General features: G+C 60.3%; 10 protein-coding genes. 6 read left to right on the top strand and 4 right to left on the bottom strand.

Annotated features, from left to right (window positions below; all coding sequences use genetic code 11):
- Positions 1-143: 143 nt before the first annotated feature.
- The 4 genes from pyrE to ACQRCA_RS02310 form a co-directional block, all read right to left on the bottom strand.
- Positions 144-827: an orotate phosphoribosyltransferase gene (gene pyrE / locus ACQRCA_RS02325; protein WP_427718143.1), complete on the bottom strand. Its 684-nt coding sequence runs from the start codon at positions 825-827 to the stop codon at positions 144-146.
- Positions 828-948: 121 nt separating this feature from the next.
- Entirely contained in the window at positions 949-2484 is a 1536-nt protein-coding gene (locus ACQRCA_RS02320) for a LuxR C-terminal-related transcriptional regulator (RefSeq protein ID WP_427718140.1), read from the bottom strand.
- A gap of 324 nt (positions 2485-2808) precedes the next feature.
- On the bottom strand, positions 2809-4122 hold the full coding sequence (locus ACQRCA_RS02315; RefSeq protein ID WP_427718137.1) for a DUF4038 domain-containing protein: 1314 nt from the start codon (positions 4120-4122) through the stop codon (positions 2809-2811).
- Between the two features lie 210 nt (positions 4123-4332).
- On the bottom strand, positions 4333-5760 hold the full coding sequence (locus ACQRCA_RS02310) for a PTS transporter subunit EIIC (RefSeq protein ID WP_427718134.1): 1428 nt from the start codon (positions 5758-5760) through the stop codon (positions 4333-4335).
- Between the two features lie 490 nt (positions 5761-6250).
- Here ACQRCA_RS02310 and ACQRCA_RS02305 point away from each other — a divergent pair, with 490 nt between their 5' ends.
- From ACQRCA_RS02305 to ACQRCA_RS02280, 6 genes are all read left to right on the top strand, one after another.
- The gene (locus ACQRCA_RS02305) at positions 6251-7585 is read left to right on the top strand and encodes a prolyl oligopeptidase family serine peptidase (protein ID WP_427718131.1); all 1335 of its coding nucleotides are present in this window, start codon (positions 6251-6253) and stop codon (positions 7583-7585) included.
- Between the two features lie 264 nt (positions 7586-7849).
- On the top strand, positions 7850-9361 hold the full coding sequence (locus tag ACQRCA_RS02300; RefSeq protein ID WP_427718129.1) for a nucleoside hydrolase-like domain-containing protein: 1512 nt from the start codon (positions 7850-7852) through the stop codon (positions 9359-9361).
- 232 nt (positions 9362-9593) lie between these two features.
- Positions 9594-10331, top strand: coding sequence for a DUF4428 domain-containing protein (locus ACQRCA_RS02295; RefSeq protein WP_427718127.1), 738 nt, complete (start codon positions 9594-9596; stop codon positions 10329-10331).
- Between the two features lie 24 nt (positions 10332-10355).
- Positions 10356-11678 carry a hypothetical protein gene (locus tag ACQRCA_RS02290; protein WP_427718124.1) on the top strand — a complete coding sequence of 441 codons (1323 nt, stop codon included), beginning with the start codon at positions 10356-10358 and terminating at the stop codon, positions 11676-11678.
- Between the two features lie 48 nt (positions 11679-11726).
- The gene (locus ACQRCA_RS02285; protein WP_427718122.1) at positions 11727-12968 is read left to right on the top strand and encodes an SPFH domain-containing protein; all 1242 of its coding nucleotides are present in this window, start codon (positions 11727-11729) and stop codon (positions 12966-12968) included.
- Positions 12969-13048: 80 nt separating this feature from the next.
- A complete protein-coding gene (locus tag ACQRCA_RS02280) occupies positions 13049-13891 on the top strand; it encodes a hypothetical protein (RefSeq protein WP_427718120.1) in 843 nt (280 codons plus the stop codon).
- Positions 13892-14042 lie beyond the last annotated feature (151 nt).

Genomic DNA, 14042 nt, shown 5'->3' with positions numbered 1-14042 from the left:
CGAGCGACGTCCAGGGCGAACAAGTTGGCGTGAAAAAGGCGAGGCATTGACCTTCTGGTCATGCCTCGCCTTTTGAATGACAAATTGTCGCCCTGGGCGGCGCGCAGCGTCGGCCGGTTACGGCGTTTGGTAAAACGCCGTAACTACTCCTGTGCTCCGTACTGCTCGTAGTAGGCGTCGATGGCGGTCTTAAGGTCGTCATCGATGACGACCTTGCCATCGATCTCGTGGTTGTAGAGGGTCTCGACGACCTCGGCCATGGAGACGATGCTCGCGACGGGGAAACCGTACTTTGCCTCGATCTCCTTCTGAGCGGTGGTCACGCCACCCTTGCCGACCTCCATGCGGTTGAGAGACACGATCAGGCCCTTGATTTCGACGTCGGCGGCAGCCTTAACCTTGGGATAGGTCTCGTCGATGGACTTGCCGCTGGTGGTAACGTCCTCGACCATGACCACACGGTCGCCGTCCTGGGGCTCATAACCCAGCAGGTTGCCCTTATCGGCACCGTGATCCTTGGCCTCCTTGCGGTCGCAGCAGTACTTGACCTCCTTGCCGTACAGCTCGTGGTAGGCAATTGCGGTCACGACGGCCAGCGGAATACCCTTGTAGGCCGGTCCAAACAGCACATCAAAGTCGTCGCCAAAGTTATCGTGGATGGCCTGGGCGTAATACTCGCCCAGCTTCTTGAGCTGATAGCCTGTCACGTAAGCGCCGGCGTTCATAAAAAACGGGGACTGACGGCCGCTCTTGAGCGTAAAGCTGCCGAACTTAAGAACGTCGGACTCAACCATAAACTTGATGAACTCTTGCTTGTAAGCCTCCATGCGGGCTCCTCTCGTAATCGCGTACGTGCCCTCCAGTTTAGCGCAGGCGAAGCGTCGATGCGGGTGCGCTTTGGAGCCACATCCCCCCGTTAGAGTAAGGAACTGGGCGGCGCCTCATACGCTAGTCCTTGGGTGCCCAGGACCAGAAGAAGTTGATCAGGGCCACACGCGAGGCGGTACCGGTCTTTTTGTTGATCGAGGAAATGTGACGATAGAGCGTGGAGCGCGAAAGGAAAAGCGTTGCGGCAATGTCCTGAACGCTCTGGTCCGAAACGACCAGGGCCTCAAGAATATCGCGCTCGCGCTCTGTAAGCCCAAAGGTGGCGACGAAGGCGTCGAGGCGCTCATCAGGCGTGAGCTCCGCTGCCTCCACGAGCGCGGGGTCGGAACATGCGGGCGCAAGATCTCCACCAAGATTGTCGGCAGCAAGCGCCAGCCCGTCCTGCATCACGGCATCATCGGTTCGTTGCCCCAACTGTCCCAGCAGCGTAATCGCAATACCCACAAACATCACGAGTGCCGCGCCGACTGCAGCCAGCACGTTTTGACTCGAGATAATCGCCACCGCCGGCGCCGTCACGAGCATCGAGCACACGTTATTGACGACGCGACCCATGCACGGCCAAAAATATGACCAGCGCGCATAGAGCGAGATAGCGGCGAATTTTGTGGTAAAGAACACCACAAAGAAGCCCGAGCCCAGATAAAAGATGATCGTGGCAGCAAGCTCGTTACCGCCATTGCCATCGATGATGAGCACAAAGAACGAAAGCGTGGACAGCATGGCGACACATGTCATGCCGATATTCATATACGAACGGCCATGCAGGTCAAATAGGGCGCCGGCGGCCAACGAGCTCGCAACAAGCAGCAGGCGCGGCCAATCGCCCAAATCGACAGCTCCAAAAGCATGCAAGGTCGTGAGGCCCGCGTTAAGAGCGGCGAATACGCCGGAAAGATACGCCGTCGCCACGGTCAGGCGAACTACGGCGCGGCGGAATGCCGCCTTTGCCTCGGGATCGTCATGCCACTTGGCGCCATATTCCAAAGCATCTACCGAAAGCCCGGCAGCACTGGGTTCAAAGTTTGGATCGGACTCGTCGCGCAGCTTGGCGCGTCGGACCCCATGAAGTAACGCCACCTGCGCGATCGCACAAACAACCAGAACAGCCTGCTGAGGAATGCCGACAGGCATCACCATATGGTTGAGAACCTGCACCAGAATGCCCATGGCATAGGAAAGCGCGGCGGCGCGCGCCAAGCAGGGCGTCCGCGCAAAGCGCCGCGCAAAGTTTGCATGGGCAGTCGATCCGCAGTAGCCCAGCGCACAGCACGCCACCAAACCGCCGGCGATTACCACCTCAGCCCGAACCGCCATGATCAACAGCAGGAATGCCGCCACCAGCAAAACGCCCGTGATATCGCTCGTTGCGTCGATGACATGGGGGCGGCGATAGTACAGAACGGGACGCACAAAGAAGCCAATCACGCTCGCGCCGAGGACAAGGCTCTCATAAATAACGACCTCGTTCGGAGACACGAGCTCGGCCATGCGAGTATCAAAGAGATACTCGCATGCCAAAAACGTGAAGAAGAACAGCGCCAGGCATATAATCTCCCGAATGCCCCGACGCAAATATGCGGTTGTGTCTCCCATGCCCCTCATGGTTAACCCCCAGCCGCTCAATTGTCTGGAATTCCATTTTAATAAAGAACCAGTCTCAATATCGAAGCCAGGCTCGAAATGCCGCTAATTTCGACCCCACCGTCCACATCACGCCGCGATTTTGAGCCGCATGGACCAGAAGGGACACGCGAGACCTCTAGCTCGGCTAGGAGCGTCTCCAACTACCACTCATTTAAGTACGTCCCCAATGAGTGCGACGGAATGGCTCCCTTGGCAGCTTAAAGCTGTCATGCAGGACCCATTCCGTCGCAACCTCATGAAAGGAACTGGATTGTAAATGTTGGAGAAGAGCCGTTAGCGCCCGGGAGTCAAGATCACCAGTGCGTCGTGCTCAAAGGGATGCTGAGCCACGCGCACGGTACCGTCACCGTTGTCGCGAACGGGCAGCTTGGCGATGCGCTTGTCCTCCATGTCGAGGACCGTCGCCGTCCAGCCGCACGCGCCGTCGAGCTTAAACTTGAGCGCCGTAGTGCGCGGCAGGTACGTGACGACGTGATCGCCAACGCGCGCCACACGAATGGCCTCGCGCGCGTCATCGAGCAGCTCCTGCGCCGGAACCACGGCAAGTGCGTCGTCGCCAGCCGTAGCGCCCAGACCGGCAAGCACATGCTCGATCGCGCCAAAGTCCCAAACGCCCGCAAACTGCAGGCACTCCTGCCAGCGGAACGGCATGTCGAAGCCCTCGCCCAGCACCGAGCCCTGGCTCTTGCTGGTCTGCCAGTTCCAAACGCCGTGCGCGCCATAGGTCACACCCGCGCTCGCACCGGCAAGGATCGACGACCACACGCTCGCGCGGCAGTCCTGCGCGGTGAAGCGCCAGTACACGTTGCGTGACGCGCCCATCTGCTCGTAACAGGGCTCGGAGTTGACCATCGGCTTTTTGGGGTAGTTGGCGGTAAAGTCCTGCGGCAGGTGCCAGGCCTCGGGCTGGCCCTCGTAGTTGTGGCCGGGCTGGAACATGTAAAAGTCCAGACGGTCCAGGTACTGTGCCGGAATGGTGCGGTTGCCGCGGTTGATATGCATAGTGCGCAACGCCTCGGGCGCGCGTTTGACGACTTCGTCGAGAGCATCCTCGTAGTAGGCGATCGCCTCGTCGCTGGTAAAGTCGGTATCGCCCGTCACCACGTAGACGGGGTCGAACTCGCCCAGGTTCTCGACGACGCGGGCAACGTGGGCACGAACCTCCTCGCGCGGCATAACCTCGGCACCGCAATGCTCAGCGATCTTGGCGCCCCAGGTTCCGGGCACGTAGTTGCACCACATAAGCACAAGTGCCGGACGAATGCCGTGCTCGACGGCAGCGCGACACATGGCGGCGGCGCGATCCCAGTACGCCTGGTTGGGACGGGACCAATCAAAATGCACGCCGTCCTCGCTGGCATAGGGCCAAATGCCCAGATCGGGGCAGCAGCGATCCCACTGCGGCAGCGTGTTGATCTGCAGCACGTTCATGCCCTGCTCGGCGCGGCGGGTCAGATAGTAGTCCCAATCGGCCTCGGTAATGCTCGTAAACGCGCTCCAGCACGTATCGGCAAACCAAAAGAACGGCTTGCCCTCGCACAAAAAGCCGTCCTGGCGACCGTTGACGGTCAGCTTTCCCAAACTCATCTGCATGTCCTTTCGTTTGATAAAGGAATTGCGAACCGGCAGATTCTTTCGCGGTAACCCCGCGCGAAAGCCCCTGGCGCTTAGCAAGCCCCGGCGAGCAGGCACCACGCGCCCTCAATCAGTCTACCTTGTAAGAAGGGCCCCGCCGGGCTTGCGCCTGACGGGGCCCTGTCGTGTAGGTAAGGTCGTATGTGACCGAATGGCTTGGCCTTAGGCCTCCATCTCGGCGAGCTCCTCTTTGGAGAAGCCAGTGGCAAAGACGACGGCAGCGGCGATGACAAAGGAGATTGCCATACCGACGATAGCCCAGACGGTGTTCATCTGGCCACCCTGCAGGTAGTTGGTGAAGACCAGGAAGTTGGAGGCACCACCGGCCAGGTAGTAGGTAACACCCATGAGGCCGGAGAACACGGCGCCGATGGCACCGCCGATGAACATACCGAGCATGGTGCGGCGGAAGCGCATGAGGATACCGAAGAGCGCGGGCTCGGTGACGCCGCCGGCGATGGCGGAGATGACGTAACCCAGGGCAAGACCCTTCTCGTCGGGGTTCTTCATCTTGAGGAAGGCACCGAAAGCGCAGCCCCAGACGGCGGCCATAGCGCAGTTGGTGGAAACGAAGACGAAGGGATCGTAGCCGGCGGCGATGATCTGAACCTGAGCGAGCAAGATGACGGGCATGTGCATGCCGCAGACCACGAAGAGCTGCCAGAAGGCGCCGAGGACGGCCATGACGATCAGGATGCCGATACCGCCAAGGTCGGCGAGACCAAAGAGGGCGTTGGCAATCAGCGTACCGAGCTCGTTGCCGATCGGGGCAAGGACGATGAAGGCGATGGGGATGGTGACGATCATGGTGCAGAACGGCGTGAAGACCGTGGACAGCACGTCGGGCATGACCTTCTTAAAGAACTTCTCAACAAAGTAGAGGACCGGCACCGAGAGGATAATCGGCAGGACGGACTGCTGGTAGTTGGCAGCGGTGATCTGGATGCCATAGACGGAGATGATTCCGCCACCCTCCTGAGTCGCGACACTCACGACGGACGGGGCCATGAGAGCGCCGCCGAGGAGCATGCCCAGAACCGGAGAGGCGCCGAGCTTCTTAGCAGCGGCATAGCCCAAGTAGATGGGGATAAAGGTAAACGTGGCCTCGTACAGGGTGGTGTAGAGGAACGTGTAGGTCGGATCGGTATCGGAGATAACGCCGAGCATGGTGGGACCAAGAACCGCAGCGATGGTGCGGAACAGACCGCCGGCCATGAGCAGCGGAATCAGCTGGGTCATGGAACCCGACAGGTAGTCGAGGATGATGTTGGGCAGGTTCTTGAGCTCGAACTTCTCCTTAGGAGCGTCGAGGTTCTCGTCGACCGCGGCACCCTGCTTGACGCCGGACATGGCGACGAACTCGGCGAGCACCTTGGGCACGTTCTGGCCGATGATGACCTGGAGCTGGCTGCCGGCGAACTGGCAGCCCAGAACACCCTTGACCTTCTTGATCTTCTCCACGTCGGCCTTGCTGTTATCCTTGAGCGTCAGACGCAGGCGCGTCATGCAGTTGGTGGCGACGGTGACGTTTTCCGCACCGCCCACGAGCTCGAGGACATCGGTGGCAATCTGCTTGTTATCTACTGCCATGGGACCCCTCCCCATATCGTCGTGTGCCTAATCGCCTGGGCGCAGGCACGCCTTTGGCCCGGTGACTATAACCCCTTACGGTTACCGAACCCTTGGATACGCTGTCGTAAACAATCTGTTTACTGAACGTTTACAGCGCTTAGTTTACACTCAGCGTTGAATTTGTGGCAGTTTTGCCGTTTGCAGTCCGGTGAACGGTAGGAAATCGGGGGTGAACGTAATTGAATGCAGAGGCATTACATATAGTGCCCTTTATTTATAAATGGTCTTTTACGTGGGATTTTATATAATCTGGCACCTCAATGCCTTGTTGACTCATCAACAAAAGCCCTGCTAGATAGTAGTAAACGAGTGTTTAGTAGTTCATTGAACGTTTGATGCTACCGTTTACCGAGTTCATCCGCTTATTCTCAAATTCTGCTTTACACTAAACATGTTTAGATTGTATTGCCGCGATTGTTTAGCACGCGCGGCACAAGGGAGGCAGCTCATGGAACTCAAATCGTGCACCTACGCAACCGTCAGCACCTTGGGCGACTTTGGCCCCTGGATCAGCAAGGTCGTTCTCGACCTACCCTGCACCGTGCGCGCCAACGATGTCGATGCGAACACTTTCCATATATATGTAGAGCGTCACGAGCGCACGGGCGAGGTCCTGATGCGCAAGGAGCACGGCGCCGACCATGCCACGCCCTCCGTGGGTTACATCGACGTTCTCGCCGCGTATCCGAGTGACGAGAACGGCCGCAAGCTCGCCGTGGGCACCCATGTGGCACTCGAGGTCGCCGAGCAGCGCCTGACCAAAAAGATCGAAGGCGGCGTCATGGGCTCGCGCATGCTCGACAACCAGCTGCACGTCACGCAGCTCGCGGCCCTTCCCGGCGACGACGGCGAACCCATCTGCGGCCTGGTCTTCGATACCCATCGCGGCGACATCTGCCCCGCGCTCAAGGGCTGGAGCAATGCCGTGCAAAAGACCGCCGTCAATGGCATCGCGCTCGAGTACGGCTTCTTTGAGCCCAGCTTTAAAGCCGAGGACTCGGCCTGCTTCAATCCCTTCGCGCCCGAGGCCACAGCCGTGCCCCAAAAGGCCCCGCTCGTGGTGTACCTACACGGCGCTGGCGAAGGCAGGGGTGCCACGCAGGGCGAAGGCGCCACGCGCGCCTATATCGGCAACCGCGTGACAGCCATTAGCCAGGCGCAAATCCAGCGCTACTTTGGCGGCTTTGCCTGGGTGCTCGTGCCGCAGTCTCCCACGTTTTGGATGGATAACGGCGTCGAGCAGCTCGGCCGCTCCAACCAGAGCATCTACTCCCCCGTACTCAAGGCGCTCATCGACGAGTTTGTCGCCGAGCATGCCGAGCGCATCGACACCGACCGCATCGTGGTCGCCGGCCTTTCCAACGGCGGCTTTATGACCCTGCGCCTGTGCGCCGACTACCCCGATTTCTTCGCCGCCGGCCTTCCCTGCTGTGCCCCGTGGTACAACGCCACGGACGAGGACGTAGCCGCGCTCGCCAAGACGCCGCTGTGGTTTACGCACTCCAAGGGCGACGAGCTCGTGTCGCCGCAGCAGACCGTGCTGCCGCTCACGGCACGCCTGCGTGACGCCGGAGCCAACGTGCACCTTACCTACTTTAGCCATGTCGAGGACCTAACCGGTCGCTATCGCGAGGCCGATGGCTCGCCCAAGAAGACGTTCAACCACGGCGTGTGGATCCACCAATTCAACGACCTGTGTTATCAAGACTTCGACGGGGGCAGCGTGCTCATCGACGGCGAGCCGGTGGGCTGCTGGGAGTGGTCGGCCAGAGTTTCGAGGTAGCCATCCCATCGGGGTCCCTGACCTTTAGTTTTGTAAACGTCCTCGCGCATGAGCCCCGCTTTTCCTGCTCCTTCGGAGCATCGGATAAGCGGGGCCCGCGCTGCGGAATGTTTACAAAACTAAAGGTCAGGGCCCCTAAGTTAACGTTGTTCGAAACGCTGGCCGGCCGCTTCCGGCAGCACGCCGGGTCGGCGGCGATGGGGACGGGGTCCCGTCTTGCCTTGCGCGTAACTGGCTGAATTGATTTTGATTGGAGCTGCTCCTATGTCCCAAGAGTTAACTCGGGTGATTGTTACTACCGATATGGAAGTCGACGATATGAACTCGCTCGTTCATTTGGCTCTGTATCTTAATGTGCTTGATGTTCAGGCTGTGGTGTATACGGCTTCGCAGTATCACTTTCTTGGGGATGGGGTTCATACGCTGGGCGAGGTGAATTCGCATTGGCGGACCAAAGGGCGTCGCTCTTATGAGTGGGATGTTGTGCCTCATGAGCCCGATCCGCTGGCGGGCGAGCTTCGTGAGTATCGTCCGTTTCCCGAGCATTGGATTGAGAGTCTCTGGAGTAATGAATATGCCCAGGCTTGGCCGCAGTTGCAGGCGAATGCGGGCGCTGCCGGTGAGCCGCCGTTTCCCACGCCCGCCCAGATGATCGAGCGCACCTTTGTGGGAAATGTTGCCTTTGAGGGTGATGTGACTGAGGAAACTGAGGGATCTCGTGTAATTGCGCAGGCAATCTTGGATGATGATCCGCGTACGTTATGGCTGCTCAGCTGGGGTGGCATGAACACCATCGTTCGCGCCCTCATGAGTATTGCCGAGCGTTATCGCGCCACGCCCGAATGGCCTGCCGTGCAGCAGCGGGTCTATCAGAAGGTGCGCGTGATGGGCGTTGCCGATGGCGTGGGGCAGGACAACTCATGGCTCGACCATGGACGCGAGCTCTTTCCCGAGCTCATCTTTTGGTGTGTGCCCTATATGTATGGCGGCTATGTCGATGCCAAGATGGCTCAACCCGATACGCTGCCGCTGTTTAAGGCACCTTGGCCTGAGCAGAATCTCACGCAGGGCAACGGCCCCCTCATGGCACGCTACATGCTCTATGGCGACGGCAAGGTCTACGAAAATGAGCCCGAGCGCTTTCAGTTTGGCAAGCATGCCCGTCTGGATTGGGGTCTAGAAGGCATGCCCGCGATGCAGTTTGAGCGCGGCGACTTTATGGCCGAAGGCGACAGCATGACCTATATTCCGCTGCTGCCGTTTGGCCTGCGCGGTATCGACGACCGCGGCTTCGACACACTGCTCGGCCGCATGTTTCTTGATGGACATCCCGATACGGACGCACCCGCCGGTTTTGCCGCCATCGGCACGCCCGTAGACGGCAACCCCAATCCCTACCTGCGCGCCTATCAGGAAGACTTTGCCGCCCGCGCGCAATGGTGCGCCCATGATCCGGCAGCCTGCTCGCATCCGGCATATGTTGTCGAGGTCACGGCCGACCGCAGCGCTACAGCCGGCGAGCGCGTCACCCTTGCAGCGACCGTCGTCGACCCCGACGGCAAGGGCTTTGATGCACATTGGGATGTCGCCGTGGACCCGTCGAGCTATGCAGGCACGCAGGATCTTTCGCTGTGGCAGGAATGCACGGTGAACACCGCTTTTATCGTGCCCGCCGACGCGCAGCCCGGCGACCGCTTCGTGCTCACCCTTACCGTGCAGACGCGCGCCGAGCGCCCCTGCAGCCGCTACGCCCAGGTTGCCGTGACCGTGGCATAGCAGGGACGGCGCCCACATTCGGCAGCCGCCACATTCGGCATGGACTGTCCCCAGCTGCCACTCATTTAAGTACGTCCCCAATGAGTGGCCGAAGAGTGTCCCCGGCGTCCAGTCAAAAATGGGCCATGTGTCCCAGTTGTGGAGACTCCTTGAGCCGTCTGGGTATCGTGAAAGATCGCGCGCTCACCCATCATCAAAAGTGACACACGCTACCTGTTGATGGGAGGCAGCCATGGGCTTCTTTGACAAGATGTTCGAGAAGAAAGAGTGCGCGATTTGCGGTACCGAACTGGGGCTTTTGGGAAAGACCAAAATCAACGAAGGCTACCTGTGCAAAGAGTGCGCAGGCAAGCTCTCCCCCTTCTTTAGTGGTTGGCGCTCCAGCACCGCGGACGATATCCGCGAGCAACTCGCCTACCGCGAGGCCAACGCCGAGCGCCTGGCCTCGTTCAACCCCACGCGCACGCTCTCTGCCGGGCGCACCAACATCATGCTCGACGAAGACGCGGGTCTGCTGATCATCACTTCGCAGAGCCGCTGGCGCGACGCCAATCCCGACATCATCGAGTTCTCACAGGTACTCGGCTGCGATATGGATATCGACGAGCATCGCACCGAGATCTATCGCGAGACCAAGGACGGCGAGCGCGAGAGCTACAACCCGCCGCGCTACGACCTGGATTACGACTTTAACCTGACCATCCACGTCAACACGCCGTACTTTACCGAGATCAACCTGCGCGTGAACGACTCCACCATCGATCAGCGTGGCTCCATCGAATATCGCGAGGCCAAGCGCCAGGCAACCGAAGTCCGCGATGCGCTGGTACAGCTGCGTCAGGAGGCACGCGACAGCGTCGTGGCCGCCAAGGCCCCCAAGACCGCGGTCACCTGCCCCTTCTGCGGTGCAACCACCATTCCCGATGCCAGTGGACGCTGCGAATACTGCGGCGGCGCCATCGGCGCATAGCCTCCGGCACGGAAAGGACCGATCATGGCCTTCGAGAGTGTCAATTATCAGTGCCCCGCGTGTGGCGGCCCCCTTCACTTTGCCAGTGCCGAACAAAAGCTTGTCTGCGACTACTGCGATTCGCGTTTTGAAGTCGAAGAAGTCGAGGCCCTCTATCGCGAGCGCCAGGACAAGGCAGATGCCAAAGCCGATGCCGCAGCCGCGGTCCCCAAACCTGCTGTCGACGATGCCGTGCAGGATCTGGCCCAAAACGCCGGCTACATCTGCTCGTCGTGCGGCGCCGAGCTGGTCTCGGACGGCACCGTCGCCGTTACCACCTGCCCATACTGCGGCAACTCCGCCGTGGCGCCCGGCCAGCTCTCGGGCGACTTCTCACCCGACCTGGTGATTCCGTTTAAGCTCGGGCGCGATGATGTCATGGCAGCACTCAAAGAGCATTACAAGGGCAAAATCCTGCTGCCCAAGAGCTTTGTCACCGGCAACCACATCGACGAGGTCCAAGGCGTTTACGTGCCGTTTTGGCTCTACGGCGCCCGCGTGGGCGGCGAAGTGCACTTCGATGCGACCAACGAGACCGTGACCGAGGAATCCGACCGCACCGTCACGACCACCGACCACTACGACGCCTACCGTAAGGGCAAAATCTCGTTTGAGCGCGTGCCCGTCGACGGATCGTCCAAGATGCCCGACGGCCATATGGATGCCATCGAGCCGTTTGACTACGATGCGCTGCGCCCGTTCTCGGTCGCGTATATGCCCGGCTACATCGCCAACCGCTACGATGAGGATTGCGAGACCTGCAAGGCGCGCGCCGAGCGTCGTATGGAAGAAAGTACGATTTCGGCCCTGCGCGAGACCGTCGTCGACGAATATGACGATGCCACGGTCGAAAGCAAGCAGCTCGACTACACCTGGGAAGACAGCAACTACGCTCTGTTCCCCGTGTGGATGCTTTCCACCTCGTGGAACGGCAAGAGCTACCTGTTTGCCATGAACGGCCAAACCGGCCGCATGGTCGGCGAGCTTCCCTGCTCCAAGCCCAAGCTCGCCATCGCCTCGGTGCTGTTCTTTGTGATCGGGTTTGTCCTCTCCCAGATTCTCTTTATGGGCGAGAACGCCTTCAATCCGGACTACCTCACCTTTGATGTCGAGGGCATCCTCATCAACATCGTCGCGCCGCTGATCATCGTAATCATCGGAGACGTGCTGCTGGTAGGCCAGCTCAAGACGGCCAACGAGGCCACCCACGCCGATTGCTACTGCGGCGAGCTCGACTTGACCGAGAAGCACGACACCTTCAGCCACACCGAGACCACCGTTGTCATGAAGGACAACAAGGACGATTAGCCATTCTGACCAATACCACCCGGCCTTTGACGAGAAAGGAAGATCACCATGGGACTCTTGAAAGCTGGATTGGGTGCTGCCGGCGGCGTCATGGCCGACCAGTGGAAGGAATATATCTATTGCGAATCGATGCCCGCTGACGTCTTGGCCTGCAAGGGCAGCAAGCGCACCGGCGGCCGCAGCTCCAACACGCGCGGCGAGGACAACGTCATCTCCAACGGCTCCGTCATCGCCGTCAACGACGGCCAGGGCATGCTCGTGGTGCAAAACGGCAAGATCATCGAGGTCGCGCTGGAGCCCGGCGAGTTTGTCTTTGACACCGGCAGCGAGCCGAGCGTCTTTGGCGGCAACCTGGGCGACTCCATCAAGGAGACGTTCGCCAATATCGGCAGCCGTTTTACCTTTGGCGGCGACGCGGGCAAAGACCAGCGCGTCTACTTCATCAACACCAAGGAGATCATCGGCAACAAGTACGGCACCGCCTCGCCTGTGCCCTTCCGCGTGGTCGATAACAACATTGGCCTGGATGTCGACATCTCCGTTCGCTGCAACGGCGAGTATTCGTACCGCATCACCAACCCGCTGCTGTTCTACACCAACGTGTGCGGCAACGTGACCGATAGCTACACGCGCGATAAGATCGACAGCCAGCTTAAGTCCGAGCTGCTCACCGCTCTGCAACCCGCCTTTGCCAAGATCTCGGAGATGGGCATCCGCTACAGCGCTATCCCCGGCCACACCACCGAGCTCGCCCGCGCGCTCAACGAGGTTCTCTCCGCCGACTGGCGCGACCTGCGCGGCGTCGAGATCGTGAGCTTTGGCGTCAACTCCATCGCCGCCTCGCAAGAAGATGAGCAAATGATCAAGGACCTGCAGAAGGCCGCAGTCATGCGCGATCCCACCATGGCAGCCGCCAACATCGCCAGCGCCCAGAGCGATGCGATGCGCGCGGCAGCCGCCAACCCCAACGGCGCGATGGCCGGCTTTATGGGCATGGGCATGGCGGGCGGCATGGGCGGCATGAACGCCAGCCAGCTGTTCGCCGCCGGCCAGGCACAGCAGCAGGCCGCCCCACAGCCGGCTCCGGCACCCGCCCCCGCACCGACTCCTGCCGCTGCCCCCGCGGCCGGCGCATGGACCTGCAGCTGCGGTGCCACCAACACCGGCAAGTTCTGCCCCGAATGCGGCAGTCCCGCACCCGCCCCGGCACCGACCAAGTGGTTCTGCCCCAACTGCGGCAGCGAAAACGGCGGCAAGTTCTGCAGCAACTGCGGAACGCCTAGGCCCTAACCCCTCTATCTGGTAATTGGCGGGGGGTCCGCCACCCCCGCATTTGCTTCTATGGGTTTCGTTCGATAAAGGAGGACACCATGAAGACAACGTTCAAAAAGTCCGTACTCGCATTTCTGACATGCGTCCTGGCGCTCGCCTTTGCCCTGACGGGCTGCAGCGGCGGCGGCAAGGACCCCAAGGCCAACTTCGTCGGCAGCTGGGAACTCTCGGGTGGAACCCTGGAGGGCGAAGAGCTCACCGATGAGTACATGGATATGCTCAAGGAGTGGGGCCTCAACTGTATCCTGATCCTCGACGAAGACGGCACGGGCGTCCTCGACATGTTCCTTGAGGTCGCCGACCTGAAATGGGAGGCCAAGGACGCCACCACTGCAACCATCACCGCCGACGGCGATTCGCAGGACATGAAACTCAAGGACGGCAAGCTCGTCCTCGAGGTGGAAGGCGACAAGCTTATCTTTACGAAGTCCGACAAGGATCTGTCCGGTACGATAAAAAAGGATCGCGAGGCGGCCGAGAAGGAAGAGGAGATCGATGAGGCCGTCGAAGACGACGACGTCCAGAGCGTCGAAATCTCCCCCGCCGTCACCGTCGCCGATGACGATCTGTGCACCATCACCATCACCGAGAAGTTCAAGGACGAATGGGGCGACATCGGCTTTGTCGTCAACATCACCAACAAGAGCGACAAGGACCTGACCTTCTACGCTCCCTCCGGCAAGACCAACGTCAACGGCACCATGAAGGAACCCTGGTTCTCGGCTAACCTGATGCCCGGCACCAACGCCACCGAGGAATTCACGTTCTCGAGCGGCGAGCTTGACAGCCTTGACGACCTGGTCAACACGACCATCGGCATCGACGCCTACCTGACCGATTCCTACGAGGACGTCGCCTCCTACACCGCAACCATCGCGTAGCGGCACGTAACATCAGCCGCGGATTGGCGGACGCATCCGCGCACTTGCCAGGCGGGGCCGCAGGAGTTGATCCTGCGGCCCCGTCGTTTTTATGCCGACAGCACAGCCGCACAAGCAGGCCGACCGTCGTTTTCTGATGCAAAACGGCGGG

Source organism: Collinsella sp. SGI.095 (assembly GCF_050314535.1).
GTDB lineage: Bacteria > Actinomycetota > Coriobacteriia > Coriobacteriales > Coriobacteriaceae > Collinsella.
Note: the sequence above shows the minus strand (reverse complement) of the source record. Positions and strands in the feature narration are given on the sequence as shown.